The 15,215-nt window shown below is 72.5% G+C and carries 14 protein-coding genes; 5 read left to right on the top strand and 9 right to left on the bottom strand.

Translation table 11 applies throughout. The annotated features are described in order from the left end of the window. Positions 1–20: 20 nt before the first annotated feature. On the bottom strand, positions 21–2,219 hold the full coding sequence (gene glgX / locus G7072_RS18305) for a glycogen debranching protein GlgX (RefSeq protein ID WP_166088939.1): 2,199 nt from the start codon (positions 2,217–2,219) through the stop codon (positions 21–23). Between the two features lie 158 nt (positions 2,220–2,377). On the opposite strand from glgX, the gene G7072_RS18300 reads away from it, so the two are divergent. Continuing rightward, entirely contained in the window at positions 2,378–4,243 is a 1,866-nt protein-coding gene (locus tag G7072_RS18300) for a SpoIIE family protein phosphatase (RefSeq protein ID WP_166088937.1), read from the top strand. A 6-nt stretch (positions 4,244–4,249) separates the two neighbouring features. Here G7072_RS18300 and G7072_RS18295 read toward each other — a convergent pair whose 3' ends face one another. Together G7072_RS18295 and G7072_RS18290 are read right to left on the bottom strand one after the other, a co-directional pair. Further along, on the bottom strand, positions 4,250–4,927 hold the full coding sequence (locus tag G7072_RS18295) for a two pore domain potassium channel family protein (protein ID WP_166088936.1): 678 nt from the start codon (positions 4,925–4,927) through the stop codon (positions 4,250–4,252). A gap of 9 nt (positions 4,928–4,936) precedes the next feature. Beyond that, positions 4,937–5,599, bottom strand: coding sequence for a PadR family transcriptional regulator (locus G7072_RS18290; protein WP_166088933.1), 663 nt, complete (start codon positions 5,597–5,599; stop codon positions 4,937–4,939). An 83-nt stretch (positions 5,600–5,682) separates the two neighbouring features. Between G7072_RS18290 and G7072_RS18285 the strand changes: the two genes are divergently transcribed. Further along, positions 5,683–6,483 (top strand): PIG-L deacetylase family protein, encoded by an 801-nt coding sequence (locus tag G7072_RS18285; protein ID WP_166088930.1) that lies wholly within the window; start codon positions 5,683–5,685, stop codon positions 6,481–6,483. A 126-nt stretch (positions 6,484–6,609) separates the two neighbouring features. Here the strand turns inward: G7072_RS18285 and G7072_RS18280 are convergent, their stop codons facing one another. Next, complete coding sequence (locus tag G7072_RS18280; protein ID WP_166088928.1) at positions 6,610–8,049, bottom strand: pyridoxal-dependent decarboxylase; 1,440 nt, start codon at positions 8,047–8,049, stop codon at positions 6,610–6,612. Positions 8,050–8,185: 136 nt separating this feature from the next. On the opposite strand from G7072_RS18280, the gene G7072_RS18275 reads away from it, so the two are divergent. Continuing rightward, positions 8,186–8,977, top strand: a complete 792-nt coding sequence (locus G7072_RS18275) for a CPBP family intramembrane glutamic endopeptidase (protein WP_240917043.1) — start codon at positions 8,186–8,188, stop codon at positions 8,975–8,977. A gap of 165 nt (positions 8,978–9,142) precedes the next feature. Here G7072_RS18275 and G7072_RS18270 read toward each other — a convergent pair whose 3' ends face one another. After that, the gene (locus G7072_RS18270) at positions 9,143–9,637 is read right to left on the bottom strand and encodes a glutathione peroxidase (protein WP_166088926.1); all 495 of its coding nucleotides are present in this window, start codon (positions 9,635–9,637) and stop codon (positions 9,143–9,145) included. A gap of 235 nt (positions 9,638–9,872) precedes the next feature. On the opposite strand from G7072_RS18270, the gene G7072_RS18265 reads away from it, so the two are divergent. Next, positions 9,873–10,946, top strand: a complete 1,074-nt coding sequence (locus G7072_RS18265; RefSeq protein ID WP_166088924.1) for an alkene reductase — start codon at positions 9,873–9,875, stop codon at positions 10,944–10,946. Positions 10,947–11,104: 158 nt separating this feature from the next. Here G7072_RS18265 and G7072_RS18260 read toward each other — a convergent pair whose 3' ends face one another. The 4 genes from G7072_RS18260 to G7072_RS18245 form a co-directional block, all read right to left on the bottom strand. After that, complete coding sequence (locus G7072_RS18260; RefSeq protein ID WP_166088922.1) at positions 11,105–11,560, bottom strand: VOC family protein; 456 nt, start codon at positions 11,558–11,560, stop codon at positions 11,105–11,107. 81 nt (positions 11,561–11,641) lie between these two features. Continuing rightward, the gene (locus G7072_RS18255) at positions 11,642–12,013 is read right to left on the bottom strand and encodes a hypothetical protein (protein WP_166088920.1); all 372 of its coding nucleotides are present in this window, start codon (positions 12,011–12,013) and stop codon (positions 11,642–11,644) included. A 17-nt stretch (positions 12,014–12,030) separates the two neighbouring features. Then, positions 12,031–12,462 carry an AraC family transcriptional regulator gene (locus G7072_RS18250; RefSeq protein ID WP_166088918.1) on the bottom strand — a complete coding sequence of 144 codons (432 nt, stop codon included), beginning with the start codon at positions 12,460–12,462 and terminating at the stop codon, positions 12,031–12,033. Further along, complete coding sequence (locus tag G7072_RS18245) at positions 12,459–14,156, bottom strand: FAD-dependent oxidoreductase (protein WP_166088916.1); 1,698 nt, start codon at positions 14,154–14,156, stop codon at positions 12,459–12,461. The genes G7072_RS18250 and G7072_RS18245 overlap by 4 nt, the downstream gene beginning before the upstream one ends. Before the next feature lie 148 nt (positions 14,157–14,304). Here G7072_RS18245 and G7072_RS18240 point away from each other — a divergent pair, with 148 nt between their 5' ends. Then, the gene (locus G7072_RS18240) at positions 14,305–15,153 is read left to right on the top strand and encodes an Fpg/Nei family DNA glycosylase (RefSeq protein ID WP_166088914.1); all 849 of its coding nucleotides are present in this window, start codon (positions 14,305–14,307) and stop codon (positions 15,151–15,153) included. The last annotated feature ends 62 nt before the right edge of the window (positions 15,154–15,215 follow it).

Genomic DNA, 15,215 nt, shown 5'->3' with positions numbered 1-15,215 from the left:
TGACGGGTGGCGGACGCGCGTCAGGACGACGTACGACGCCGCTTCGGGGCCGACGCCGGCTCGGCCATGGCGATCAGCGAGGCGGCGACCGAGACGTCCTGCTCGCCCTCCGGCTCCTCGTACTCCTGCAGCACCAGCACGCTGCGCGGCTCCAGGACCAGGCTGCTGCCGTGCTGCTTGGGATCGACGTCGCGGCGTGCGGCCGCGGTGTCGACGACGAACATCCAGGTGTCGGAGTACTCCTGCGGCGGCAGCGTCAGCTCGACCGGCTCGTGGCCGGCGTTGAAGTAGAGCAGGAAGTGGTCGTCGACGATCGGGTCGCCGACGGCGTCGGTGCCGGCGATGCCGTGGCCGTTGAGGTACATCCCGACGACCTTCGCGTCACCGGCGTCCCAGTCGCCGCCCTCCATCGGGCGTCCGTCGGGGTGCAGCCAGACGATGTCGTTGAGCCGCTCGCCGTCGCCGGTGCGCACCGTGTTGCCGGTGAAGAACCGCTTGCGGCGGAACGTCGGGTGGTTGGCGCGCAGCCGTGCGATGGCGGCGGTGAACTCCACCAGCGGGCGGTCCATCTGGTCCCAGTGCATCCAGGAGATCTCGGAGTCCTGGGCGTAGGTGTTGTTGTTGCCCTGCTGGGTGCGGCCCATCTCGTCGCCGTGCAGCAGCATCGGGACGCCCTGGCTGAGCAGCAGCGTCACGATGAAGTTGCGCTGGGCGCGGCTGCGCAGCGCCAGCACCTCGATGTCGTCGGTGGGGCCCTCGACGCCGTGGTTCCAGGAGCGGTTGTGGCTCTCGCCGTCGCGGCTGTCCTCGCCGTTCGCCTCGTTGTGCTTGTCGTTGTAGGACACGAGGTCGCGCAGCGTGAAGCCGTCGTGGGCGGTGTGGAAGTTGATGCTGGCGAACGGGCGCCGGCCCGACTGCTCGTAGAGGTCGGAGGACCCGGCGAGGCGGCTGGCGAACTCCCCCAGCGTCGGCTCCCCGCGCCAGAAGTCGCGCACGGTGTCGCGGAACTTGCCGTTCCACTCGGTCCACAGCGGCGGGAAGTTGCCGACCTGGTAGCCACCGGGGCCGACGTCCCACGGCTCCGCGATGAGCTTGACCTGGCTGACCACCGGGTCCTGCTGCACGAGCTCGAAGAAGGTCGCGAGCCGGTCGACGTCGTAGAACTCACGCGCCAGCGCGGAGGCGAGGTCGAAGCGGAAGCCGTCGACGTGCATCTCGGTGACCCAGTAGCGCAGCGAGTCCATGATCAGCTGCAGCGAGTGCGGGTGGCGGACGTTGAGGGAGTTCCCCGTGCCCGTGTAGTCCATGTAGTAGCGCTGGTCGTCCTCGACCAGCCGGTAGTAGGCGGCGTTGTCGATGCCCTTGAAGCTCAGCGTCGGGCCGAGGTGGTTGCCCTCGGCGGTGTGGTTGTAGACCACGTCGAGGATGACCTCGATGCCGGCGCGGTGCATCGCCTTCACCATGGCCTTGAACTCCTGGACCTGGTTGCCGGGCTCGCGCGCGGAGGCGGAGTAGTCGGCGTGCGGGGCGAGGAAGGCGAGGGTGTTGTAGCCCCAGTAGTTGCGCAGGCCCTTCTCGAGCAGGGTGCTGTCCTGGACGAACTGGTGGACCGGCATCAGCTCGATGGCGGTCACGCCCAGCTTGGTCAGGTGGTCGGTCACCGCGGGATGGGCCAGACCGGCGTACGTGCCGCGGATCTCCTCCGGCACCTCCGGGTGCAGCTGGGTCATGCCCTTGACGTGCGCCTCGTAGACGAACGACTCGTTGTAGGGCACCTTCGGGGCGCGGTCACCCTCCCAGTCGAAGAACGGGTTGATCACCACGCCCTGCGTCATGTGGGCGGCCGAGTCGTCGTCGTTGCGCGAGTCGGGGTCGCCGAAGTTGTAGCCGAACAACGACTGGTCCCAGTCGATGTCGCCGTACGTCGCCTTGGCGTAGGGGTCGAGCAGCAGCTTGTTGGGGTTGCAGCGCATGCCCCACTCCGGCTCGTAGGGGCCGTGCACGCGGTAGCCGTAGCGCTGGCCGGGTTGCACCTGCGGCAGGTAGCAGTGCCAGACGAAGGCGTCGACCTCCGTCAGCTCGATGCGCGTCTCGGTGCCCTCGGCGTCGAAGAGGCAGAGCTCGACGCGGTCGGCGACCTCGCTGAAGAGCGCGAAGTTCGTCCCACGTCCGTCGTACGTCGCGCCGAGCGGGTAGGGCTGTCCGGGCCAGGGGTGCACTGATCTCCTCCACGTGCGACGGTCCGTCGCGGTGTCATCGGACGACGACCTGCGTCCTCGCCCACCGCTGGAACGTTCCAACGCTGGGCCAACGCTACCTGTACCCAGTCGCAGGCGCGTTATCGTTCGACGCAGAGGAGCCGACGCCGGGAGGTGCCATGACGCTCTCCCCGGCGAACGACGTCGGCGACCCGCTCGACGACGGCCTCGGGGACCTGTCGACGACCCGGTCCGACGTGATCTACGACTCCTCCGGGGATCCGCTCCTGGACCGGTCCTTCGACCGCTACGCCCGGCTGGTGCAGCACGCGCTCGGCGTCCCGGTCGCCCTCGTGAGCCTCGTCGAGACCGAGCGGCAGTGGTTCCCCGGCGCGGTCGGGCTGCCGGAGCCCTGGGCCACCTGCCGCGAGACACCGCTGTCGCACTCGTTCTGCCAGCACGTCGTCGCCACCCGCGAGCCGCTCGTGGTCACCGACGCCCGGCAGGACTCCCGGGTCGCGGACAACCTGGCCATCGAGGACCTCGGCGTCATCGCCTACGCCGGCCACCCCCTCACCGACCACTCCGGGACGATCATCGGCTCGCTGTGCGCCATCGGCCACGAGCCCCGGGAGTGGACCGACCACGAGCTCGACGTGCTGCGCGACCTCGCCGACGCCTGCTCCACCGAGCTGGCCCAGCGGGGGATGCGGCTGGTCGCCGCCGAGGAGGCCCGGCGCTCGCGCGAGCTGTCCCAGCGCAGCCAGGTGCTGCTCTCGCTCAGCCAGGCACTGGCCGAGACCCAGACGACCGGCGACATCGCCGCCGCCCTGAGCCAGGTCACGACCGAGCGGCTCGGGAGCATCCGGGCCGGGGTCTGGCTGCGCAGCCCGGCGCGGGCGCTGTCGTCGGACCGCAGCCTGACCGGCGCCACCTCGGGCCAGGACCTCTTCGCCGACGCCGGGGAGACGCTCGACTTCGTCGAGGCGCCGTCCCACGAGTGGCAGGCGGCCCGGGAGTACTCCTCCATGCCGCTCAACGAGAACAACCCGATCGGCGCCTGCCTCGTCGCCGGCCGGCCGACGTACTACCCCAGCCGCGCCCAGCAGACCGCCCGCTTCCCGCACGTGCGGACCTCCGCGCAGATCGGCGAGGCCCGCGCCTTCCTGCCGCTGGCCACCCGCAGCCAGGTGTACGGCGTGCTGGTGCTGCTCTGGGAGGACGTCCGCGAGATCCCCGACGACGAGCGGATCACGATCGAGGCGCTGGCGGCGTACACGAGCCAGGCGCTGCAGCGCGCGCTGCTCTTCCAGGACCGGATGGACGCCCTGGTGACCCTCCAGAGCGCCCTGATGCCGCGCCTGCCCCGCCCGGAGAACCTCACCCTGGCCGCGCGCTACCTGCCCGCCGCCACGCTCGACCAGATCGGCGGCGACTGGTTCGACGCGGTCGTGATGCCGAGCGGACGGACCGCGCTGATGATCGGCGACGTCATCGGCCACGACATCTCGGCGGCGGCCAAGATGGGCCAGGTCCGCAGCATGCTGCGCGCCTTCGCCCTCGCCGTGCCCGAGACGCCGTCGGAGAGCGTGCGGCGTCTCGACCTGGCGCTGGCCGACCTCGAGATGGAGACGATGGCGAGCCTCGTCTACGCCCAGATCCTCGAGGACACCCCGGCCGCCGCGAGCGGCCACACGCTGCAGTGGACGAGCGCCGGCCACCCGCCGCCGCTGCTGGTCGGCGCCGACGGGTCGATCACCTGGCTGGAGAGCGACTCCCCCGATGCGCTGGTCGGCGTGGCCCCCGACCTGGAGCGGTCCGACCTCCAGGCCGAGATCCCCGGCGGCGGCACGGTCCTGCTCTACACCGACGGCCTGGTGGAGCGGCGCGACGAGCCCCTGGAGACCGGCCTCGACCGGCTCGGGCGCTCCGCCCGGGCGCACCACCACCTCGACGTCGAGGACTTCGTCGACGCCGTGCTGGCCGACCTGGTCCACCGTCGCCTCGACGACGACGTCGCCATGCTCGCCGTCCGCTTCTCCTGAGCGGGGTCAGCGGCCCATCTCGTGCCGAGCGGCGGCGCGGGCGGCACGCATGCCGATCAGGCGCGTCACGACCATCGCGATGTAGAACAGCCCGGCCATCTGCTCGAGCATCACGACGCTCCGCGCGTGGCCGCGCACCGGGACGATGTCGGACAGCCCGGTGCTCGACAGGGTCGTCACGGACAGGAACAGCAGCTCGGTCCAGGTCCGGTCCGCGGTCGGCATGCTGGCGGCGATGAAGCTCTCCGGCTGGAGCGCCTGCACCACGACGAACGTGTGCGCGAACGCCCAGGCGACCAGGGTGAACACCGCCCCGATCGCGAACAGCTCGTCGGTGGTCACGACGTCGTCGGCGTGCATGTAGCGCAGCATCGCGCCGGCGGCGTAGAAGTACAGCAGCGCCTCGAAGACCGCCGCCCAGATCGCGATCGTCTGCTCGCCTGTCACCAGCTGGGCCACGAGCAGGACCACGGCGGGTGCGGCGAGCAGCAGCGCCACCCACAGCAGCGCCGGGGTGGCCCGCACGGCGCGCAGCGCCACGGCCAGCACGAGCAGCCCGAAGAGGGCCAGCAGCGAGCGTCCCTCGACGCTGTCCTCCATCAGCGGGTAGAGCAGCACCCCGCCCAGCTGGACGGCCAGCAGCGTCGCGCAGGGGTTCTCCCGGAGGAAGCGGACGGCTCGCATGCCCCGAGGCTAGTCCGCCACCGGCTCCCGCGGGTGTACGTCGACCCCGTCACCGCCCGCGAGCAGGGCCGTGGCCCGGGCCGCGACCCGGGCGAGCTCGGCGTGGGGGTCCCACGCCCCGGCGTCGGTCGCGGACACCCACTCCTCCACGCGCTCCCGGGCCCACCGCGACCAGAGCAGCGTGGCCTCGACCTCGCCGAGCATCGCCGGCAGGCAGAGGGCGTGGAGGTGGCGGCGGTGCGGGAAGTTGGTGGGCCGCCCCGACAGGTCCCGCAGCTCGGCGATCCGCTCGAGGGACTCGCGCTCGATCGACTCGAGCGTCCGCCGCAGCTGGTCGCGGTCGCCGGCGTCGGCGAAGAACACCTTCACCATCGCCTCGAACTCGGTGACCCGCGGCGCCGACGGCTCGCCCAGCCAGGCCGACAGCGCCTCACGCCCCTCGTCGGTGATCGTGTAGTGCCGGCTGCGCCGACGCCCGGCGTACCTCTCCTCGACCGCGACGAGACCGGCCGCCGCGAGCCGCTTGGGCTCGTCGTAGAGGCGTCGCTCGGTGCGCGGCCAGAACCAGCGCAGGGACCGGTGCACCTGCTGGGCCAGCTCGTAGGTCGACCAGGAACGCACCGAGAGCAGCCCGAGGAGGGCGTACGAGGTGGAGTTCGGGGGCGAGGCCACGGACGATCCTGACACGAAGGGTTGACATGGTGCACCATGCAGTATCGGATGTCCCTGTTCCGCCCCCGTCTCGAGGAGCCTGCATGCCGGGTCGCGCGCGCTTCAGCCGCCACGGCACGCGACGCCCTGCCCTGCGCCTCCTGGTCGTGGTGGCCCACCCGGACGACGAGACGTTCGGCTGCGGGTCCTTGGTGCTGCACGCGCGTGAGGCCGGCGCCGAGGTGCACGTGCTGTGTGCCACCCGGGGCGAGGCGGGCGAGGTGGCTCCCGGCGTGACGCTCCCCGAGCAGGGCCTCGGCGCCCTCCGGGAGGCGGAGCTGCGCGAGGCCGGACGCATCCTCGGCGTCGAGGAGGTGCGCACGCTGACCTACCTCGACTCCGGGATGGACGGCGAGCCGGCGGCCGGCACGCTCTGCAGCGCCCCGCTGTCGCTGCTCGAGGAGGACGTCAGCGACGTGGTGGCGTGCCTGCTGCCCGACGCGCTGGTCACCCTCGACGGCAGCGACGGACACCGCGACCACCTCGCCGTGCGGGAGGCCACCGAGCGGGTGGCCGCGACCTTCCGGCTGCCGCTTTACCTGCACTGCCTGCCGCGGTCGGTGATGAGCCGGTGGGCCGACCACACCGCGACGGTCGACCCCGGCTCGGCGTACCTGCGGGGGCTCGAGCTCGGCACCCCCGACGAGCAGGTGACCTACCGCCTCGACACGGCGGTCCACCTGGAGCGACGCTGGCGGGCGATCCGCGCCCACCGGTCGCAGACGTCCCCCTTCGAGGGCCTTCCGGAGGACCTGCAACGGGCCTTCCTGGCGCAGGACCACCTCATCGAGGTCCTGCCGGAGGGGGCGGAGCAGCCCGTGGGGCTGCTCGGGCAACCGCGGTAGCGGTGGGGGCGGGCTGAGGGGTCGCCGGAGCTGGGACACCGCGGGGGCGTGCCCCAGCCCTGGCGACCACCGACCGGCTTCCGCGGGGCGATCGTCGTACGGCGGACCGCGGCCCGCGTGAGGGACTCAGCCGCCCGCGCGCAACCGCCGCAGGTCGGCCCACAGCGACTCCACGTGGCGCCGCTCGGTGGCCACCGACCCGATCGCGACCCGGATGACGTAGCGCCCGTCGAGCACGGTGTGGGTCAGGAAGCTCGTCCCCTCCGCGTTGACCGCCGCCATCAGGCGCCGCGTCGCCTCGTCGTCGGGCGCTCCGTCGGCGTCGGTGACCTGCAGGCACACCAGCGACAGGGAGGGCTCGGTGGCGAGCCGGAAGGCCGCGTCGTCGCGGACCTGGTCGGCCAGCCAACCGGCCAGCGCGACGTGCTCGCGGATCGCGTCCCGCAGCCCGGACAGCCCGTGGCCGGTGATGACCGACCACAGCTTGAGCGCGCGCATCCGACGCCCCAGCGGCACCTGCCAGTCGCGGTAGTCGACGACCTGGCCGGAGTCGGTGGCGGCGTTGCGGAGGTACTCCGGGGTGATCGACAGTGCCGCCGGCAGCGCGTCGCCGTCACGCACCCACAGGAAGGACGCGTCGAAGGCGGTCATCAGCCACTTGTGGGCGTCGGTGCAGAACGAGTCGACGAGCTCGACCCCGTCGAGCAGGTCGCGGTGCTCGGGGCACAGCGCGGCGACGCCGGCCCAGGCGGCGTCGACGTGGACCCAGGCGCCGTGGGCGACCGCGACCTCGGCGATCGCCCGCACCGGGTCGACCGCGCCGGTGCTCGTCGTACCGACGGTGGGGCAGACCATGACGGGCACGAGCCCGGCCTCGACGTCGACCCGCATCGCCTCGGCCAGCGCCGCGGGGTCGATGGTCTGGGTGTCCGGCGTGAACGGCACCGGCCGCAGGGCGCGCTCGCCCAGGCCGGCCACCCGGACCGCCTTGGCGACCGAGGAGTGGGTGTCGACCGAGAGGTAGACCCGCTCGCGGCCGCTGACGCCGGTGGCGCGCCAGTCCGGGGTGAGCCGGTGCAGCGCCGCCAGCAGCGCCACGAGGGCCCCCGACGACGCGGAGTCCTGCAGCGAGCCGCCACCTCCGCCGGCGAAGGTGAACTCCTCACCCAGCCCGAGGGCCGCGGCGAGGCCGTCGAGCACGACCTGCTCGAGCTCGGTGCCGGCCGGCGAGGTCGACCACAGCATCCCCTGGGCGCCGATGCCGCCCGAGGCGATGTCGCCGAGCAGCGAGGCCAGCGAGGCGTTGGCCGGGAAGTAGCCGAAGAAGCCGGGGTGCTGCCAGTGCAGGGTGGCGGGCACGACGACGTCGTCGAGGAGGCCGACCAGGGCGTCGCCGAGGTCCGGGGCCGGGTCCTCCGGGAGGGCGGCGGGCAGGGCGTCGCGCACCTGGCCCGGGACCGGGGGTGCCGTGACGGGCAGGTCGCCGAGCCCGGCCCGGTAGTCCGCCACCCAGTCGACCAGGCGGTGCCCGAGGCGGCGGAACTCCTCTGGGGTCAGGTCGGCCATGCGGGTCGTCCTCCAACGGTCGGTAGGGTCGGCGGGAGCGCGGGGCCTGGTGCTCCCGGGTCGGCCCGGGCGCGACGTGCTGCAGGGCACGCGCCGAGCGCTGTTCATCCTGCCGCACCTGGGTAAACGTCCCGCGATGACCTCTCCGACCGACGGTGGCACACCGATGACGACCAGCTCCTCCGAGCCGGGCTCCCGCGAGGGCGAGCCGGCCAGGCCCGAGGGCGGGATCGCGCAACGCCTGTGGACGCAGCTCAGCGCCGGGCTGCTCGACCGGGTGCCCCGCGAGCAGCGCGACACCGACGCGGCGTTCCACCGCCGCCGGGTGGTCGCGTGGACGACGCTGGCCGTCGGGGCCGTCTGCCTGGCCCTGACGCTGCGCATGGACCGGGCGTCGCCGTACTTCACCCTCGCGACGCTCGGGGTGGCGTGCATCTGGTTCGTCGGCTCGTTCGCCTCCGGCAAGCTGCACGCCGGGCGGATCAGCGTCTCGGGGCAGATGCGTCGCCCGGTCTGGCCGCCGCTCATCCTCGGGGCGGTGCTCGCGACCGTCTTCGTGGTCGGGGCGTTCATCACCCGCCAGATCCCGCCGCTGGCCGAGCAGGCCAACAACGTGCTCGGCTTCGCGGAGGAGAACTCGCTGCTGCTGCTGGCGGTTGCGACGCTGATCAACGGCATCGCCGAGGAGTTCTTCTTCCGCGGTGCGCTCTACGCGTCGGTGAAGGAGCCGCGGCAGGTGCTCGTCACGACGGTCGCCTACGTGGTGGCGACGCTCCTGACCGGCAACGTGATGCTCGCCTTCGCCGCCGCCGTCATCGGCGTGGTGACCGGCCTGCAGCGGCGTTCCACCGGGGGCCTGGTCGCCCCGATCATCACCCACCTGACGTGGTCGATGACGATGCTCTTCGTGCTCCCCCTGATCTTCTGATCCCCCTCCTCCACGAACCCCCAACCCCATGTAACGCGGGGTTACGGACGGGGCCCAAGGCGCAGGCGCCTTGGCCCCGGTCCGTAACCCCGCGTTACATGCCTGCTGTTCTGGGGGTCCCGGTGCTGGGACGTGCTGAGATGTGCTTGCCGGTGGCCGGGACCGTCAGGCGGCGGCCTTGGTGCCGAGCTGCTTCTCGATGTCCTTGGCCAGCTTCTCGGGCTTGGTCACCGAGCCGAAGCGCTTGACGACCCGGCCGTCGCGCCCGACGAGGAACTTCGTGAAGTTCCACTTGATCTTCTCGCCCATGAGGCCGCCCTTCTCGCTGCGCAGCCACGCGAAGAGCGGGTGGGCGGTGTCACCGTTGACGTCGACCTTGTCGAAGACCGGGAACGTGACGCCGTAGTTCTTCTGGCAGAACGCGCCCTGCTCCTCGCCGGTGCCGGGCGCCTGGCCGCCGAACTGGTCGCACGGGAAGCCGAGCACCACGAGACCGTCGCCGCCGTACTGCTTCGACAGCTCCTCGAGGCCCTCCAGCTGCGGGGTGAACCCGCACTGCGAGGCGGTGTTCACCACGAGCACGACCTTGCCCTCGTAGGCGTCGAGCGGCTGCTCGGTCCCGTCGGGCAGCGGGGCGGTGAAGTCGGTGAGCGTGGGCATGCAGGTCTCCTCGGTGCAGGGGCTCCCGGCCGGGTGGCGGCGCAGGAGGTCGACGTACGTCGTTCGCACAGATACCCGCCCTGGATGGGTGACATGCCGGCACGACCGGCGCTGTGAGCGTCGCCACGGCACGCCACGAGGTGTTTGCGGGAACACCCGCCGGGTAACTAACAGTTGAGACTTCAACCCGGTCCGCACGACGACCGGCTGCACCGCACCCGACGAAAGGCAACACGTGTCCCAGGCATTCGAGTCCGTGACCATCGGCGACTGGAACCTCCCGCAGCGCTTCGTGATGGCCCCCCTCACCCGCAACCGCGCCGGTGAGGGCATGGTGCCCACCGACCTCGCGGTCGAGTACTACGGCCAGCGTGCCGACGCCGGCCTGATCATCAGCGAGGGCACCCAGCCCAGCGCGACGGGCCAGGGCTACCTCAACACCCCGGGCATCCACTCCGACGAGCAGGTCGCCGGCTGGGCGAAGGTCGCCGACGCCGTCCACGAGCGCGACGGCCGCATCGTCGTCCAGCTGATGCACGTGGGCCGCATCGCCCACCCGGACAACAAGGACGGCCTCGAGACGGTCGCGCCGAGCGCCATCGCCGCGCCCGGCGAGATGATCACCGCCGGGGGCGCTTTCCCGCACGTCACCCCGCGTGCGCTGGAGACCGACGAGGTCCCCGGCATCGTCGAGGAGTTCGTCCACGCCGCGCGCCAGGCCCGCAAGGCCGGCATCGACGGCGTCGAGATCCACGCCGCCAACGGCTACCTGCTGCACCAGTTCCTCGCCCCGTCGAGCAACGAGCGCACCGACTCCTACGGCGGCTCGCCCGAGGCGCGCGCCAAGCTCGTCGTCGACGTGACCCGCGCCGTGGCCGAGGCCATCGGCGCCGAGCGCGTCGGCATCCGGATCTCCCCGTCGCACAACATCCAGGGCGTCCTCGAGGAGGACGCCGCGGAGACCCGCGCGACCTACGAGACCCTGGTCGGCGGCATCAACGACCTGGGCCTGGCCTACCTGAGCATCCTGGCCCCGCCGTCCTCCGACCTCGTCGCGGACCTCAAGGGCCTTTTCGGTGGACCGGTCATCATCAACTCCGGCTTCGCCGACGTCACCGACCTCGGCGACGTCGAGAAGATCCTCGCCGAGGGCTTGGCCGACGCGGTGGCCGTGGGCCGTCCGTTCCTGGCCAACCCCGACCTGCCGAAGCGCTGGCAGACCGGCGCCGAGCTCAACGAGCCCGACCCCGACACGTTCTACGGCGGCGGCGCGGAGGGCTACACCGACTACCCGCGCCTCGCGAGCTGACGCTCACCTCGCACGACGTCTGGCCCGTCCCGGTCCACCGGGGCGGGCCAGCGTGCGTCTGCGCCCGGCACCCCGTCCGCTCGAACGGGCAACTTCCCGCTCGCGGGGCCTCCACAGGGCTCCGGGGCCGAGAGCTGCCCGTCGGAGCGTGCGACCGGTCAGGAGCCGGCGCTCGCCGCGGCCGCGTCGGCCTCCATCTGGCGCGGGTCGAACTCCCGCGGCTCGACGAGCACCATCCAGTTGCCGGAGTTGTCGCGCATGAGCGCCTCGACGCCGTAGGGCCGCTCCTCCGGCTCCTGGATGAACTGCACGCCCTTGGCCTTGAGATCTGCGACGGTCGCACGGCAGTCGTCGACGTGGACACCGACGCTGTTCATGCCGCCCTCGTCGAGCGAGCGCTCCATGGCGGACACCATCTCGGGCGAGAACGGCGGGCCGGGGACGGCGAGGTGGACGTGCAGCTCGGGCTGGCTGGGGTGCTGGACGGTGCACCAGCGGTAGTCGCCGAGGTCCACGTCGTCGCCCTCGGCGAACCCCAGGACGTCGACGTAGAAGCGCTTGGACTCCTCGATGTCCTTCACGAACACGGTGGTCAGGCTGATGTTGGTGATCATGCGGCTCACGCTAGGCGGGGGCCGGCACGAGCCGCTTCTCCGATCTTGCGGAGGTCCGGGGCGTTTGTCGACCCGCGTGCGTCAGACGTCGCAGAGCGGGTGCTCCGGCTCGTCCTCACACACGACGTAGGGCACCTCGTCGCCGGTGCTCGCGTCGACCACGGCCCGGTCGCCGATCGGTGAGGTGAGCCGGATCTTCGTCGTCTCGAGGACGCCCTCGTCGGTGCAGTCGCCACCGCTGCGCAGCGTGGTCGCCGCCACGGTGACCTCGGTGCGCGACTCCTCCAGCTCGACCGGGCCCGGCTCGACGCACGAGCCGCCGCTCTCGACGACGACCTCGACGCGGCCACCGTCCATCAGCCGCATGCCGGCGACCCCCGCCGGCTCACCGTCGTCACCGCAGGCGGCCAGGGTGAGCAGCAGCGGAGCGAGGACGAGCAGCCGACGGATCACCCCACCATCCTGCCGGGTCACCCCTCGGGCTCGGCGGGGGCCTTCTCGGCCAGGCCCCACATGAAGACGAAGCATCCGGGGATCCGCGGCGCGCCGGCTCCCCACCGGCCCTGGAACTCGGTCGGGCTGACCCCGACGACCTCGCGGAACCGCCGCGAGAACGTCCCGAGGCTCGTGAAGCCGACGGCGTGGCAGACCTCGGTCACCGACAGACCGGTTGCGCGCAACAGGTCCTGGGCCCGTTCCAGCCGTCGACGCGTGAGGTGCTCGGACGGCGAGACGCCGTACGTCGCGAGGAAGAGGCGCTGGAAGTGGTACTTGCTCATCCCCGCCACCGCGGCCACCGCCGCCAGGTCGAGCGGCTGCGCGTAGTGGGTGTCGATGTGGTCGCGCGCCCGCCGCAGGTGGACCAGCACGTCGCCGGGCGCGCGGCGCACGGGTGCACTCACGTGCTCGGCGCCGCCACGACGTCGGCGGACGTCAGCCACTGGTGGACGAGCGGCACCACGGAGGCGCCCTCGCCGCTGGCCGAGGCAACCCGCTTCATCGACCCCGACCGGATGTCGCCGGCCGCGAAGACGCCGGGCACCGTGGTGGCGAGGTTCTCCGGCGGCAGGCCGTCGGTCCAGTGCTCCTTGGGCACGTCGCGCCCGGTCAGCACGAAGCCGCGCTCGTCGAGCGCGAGGTCCGAGGGCAGCCAGTCGCAGTGCGGCGCCGCACCGAGCAGCAGGAACAGCCCGCGCGCCTCCACCCGCTCGGTGGTGCCGGTGGTGGTGTCGCGCAGGTCCAGCCACTCCAGCCGGTCGGCGCCGCCGCCGTCGACGACCTCGGTGCAGGGTCGGACGGTGATGCGGTCGAGGTAGCGGATCTCGTTGACGAGGTAGGCCGACATCGTCTCGGCCAGCTCGGGGCGCCGGATCACGATGGTGACCGACGCGGCGAACTTGGCCAGGTGGACGGCGGCCTGGCCGGCGGAGTTGCCGCCCCCGACGACGACCGCGTGCTGTCCCTCGAGCTCGCGGGCGGTCGTCATCGCGCTGCCGTAGGTGACGCCGAGACCGGTCATCGCCTCGATGCTCTCCACGCCGAGGCGGCGGTAGCGCACGCCGCTGGCCACGACCACGGCGCGGGCGCGGACCGTGCCGCCCTCGGTGACGAGCAGGTGGGGCTCGCCGTCGCGACCCGGCTCGAGGCGGGTGACGTCCCAGCCGGTGAAGAACCGGCTGCCGAAGCGCAGCGCCTGGTTGCGGGCGCGCTGGGACAGCCGCATGCCGGAGATGCCGCGGGGGAAACCGAGGTAGTTGCGGATCATCGAGCTGGTGCCCGCCTGTCCCCCGACGGCCTCGGCCTCGAGCACCACGGTCGACAGGCCCTCGGAGGCGCCGTACACCGCGGCGGCGAGGCCGGCCGGACCGGCACCGACGACGCAGAGGTCGACGACCTGGTCGACGACGAGCTCGTCGGGGCGTCCGTTCATCGCCACCGCCACGTCGCGGGCGCTTCGCGCGGGGAAGGTGTCGCCCTTGAGCGAGGCCACCCACGGGAACGGTGCGTCGGCCGGGTGGCCCTGGGCGACGAGGTCGTCGTGGATCCGGGCGCCGGCGTCGGAGTCCGGGGCGTGCACGCGGTAGGGCATGCCCATCCGGTCGAGGAAGTCGCGCACGCCCATCGTGACCTGGTCCAGGACCGGCGACACGATGCTGACGCTCTCGACCTCGGGCTTGGCCACTGTCGAGCCCCAGTCGCTGAGCAGCTCGCTCACGGCGTGGTGGAACTCCTCGTCGCGCCGGCCACGCGGCATCAGCAGGTAGGCGTCGTACTTGCCGGTGGCCAGGCCGGGACGCAGCCGCTCGGCGTCGAGGAGGAACCGGGTGTGGTGGGCGACGACCAGACGCCGGGCGGTGGGCACGACGGCGCGCAGGCGGTACATCGCCCTCATCACGTCGGCGTCGGGCAGCTCGGTGTCGGAGACGAGCAGCGCGACGGGGGTGCCGTCGGCGCGCAGGTCGGCCAGCCGCTGCTCGGCACGGTCGGCCGACGGCTCGACGTACAGCTGGTAGTCGCGGGTGTAGCGCCCGAACTCGTCGAGCAGGTGCTCGCCGTGCACGTCCGAGACGATCACGATCGCGGGGTCGTTGCTCATCCGTTCCCTCCCTCGGGGGATGCCGGTTTCCCACGGTATGCCGGATCCCTGGCACTCCCCATGCTCCGGACGCCATGGGGAGTGCCAGTCTGCCTGCATACCGTGGGAAACCAACAGCGCCCTTGGCAGGCGCTGGCAGGCTGGCGGGGTGCCAGAGGGCCACACCATCCACGCGCTGGCCCGCCGGCTCGACGCGGCGTACGCCGACGGGGTGGTCGCGGCGACCTCGCCCCAGGGCCGCTTCACCGAGGGGGCCGCGCTCGTCGACGGGTCGGTGTGGCTCGGCGCCGAGGCGTTCGGCAAGCACCTGCTGGTCGGTCTCGACCTGCCGCGCGAGCTGGCCGGCACCCGGCTGCACGTGCACCTGGGGCTGTTCGGCCGGTTCTCGGTGCGGCAGCACCGCCGCAAGGCGCGACCGGCCCCCGACGACCTGCCGGTCCGCGGCCAGGTCCGGCTGCGGCTCGTCAACGACACCCACGTCGGCGACCTGCGCGGCCCGACCGCCTGCACGCTCGTCGACGCCGACGAGGTCGCCGCCCTGCTGGCCCGCCTCGGTCCGGACCCGCTGCGCGAGGACGCCGACCCCGAGGCGGGCTGGCGCACGATCAGCCGCTCGCGCCGCTCCATCGGCGCGCTGCTCATGGACCAGTCGGTCGTCGCCGGCGTCGGCAACGTCTACCGCGCCGAGGTGCTGCACCGGGCACGCCTCGACCCCTTCACGCCCGGTCGCGACCTCCCCCGTGAGGTGTACGACGAGCTGTGGTCCGACCTGGTGCGGCTCATGGCGGTCGGTGTCGAGGTCGGCAGCATCGTGACGCGCGAGGACGACCTGGAGCGCACGCTGTACTGGGAGGGCCGCGGCCGGTTCCGGGCCAGCTACGAGGTGTACCGCCGAGCGGGGCAGGCGTGCCGGCGCTGCGGCGAGCGGATCAGGTCGGCCGAGATGGTGGCGCGCACGCTCACGTGGTGCCCCGGCTGCCAGGTCGCCCCCTCCTGACCCCGCAAGAGGTCAGTCGTGCAGGCACGAGACGCCACTTGTGCAGGCGCGAGACGCCACTT

Source organism: Nocardioides sp. HDW12B (assembly GCF_011299595.1).
Lineage (GTDB): Bacteria > Actinomycetota > Actinomycetes > Propionibacteriales > Nocardioidaceae > Marmoricola_A.
This window is presented reverse-complemented; position numbering and strand designations above follow the sequence as displayed.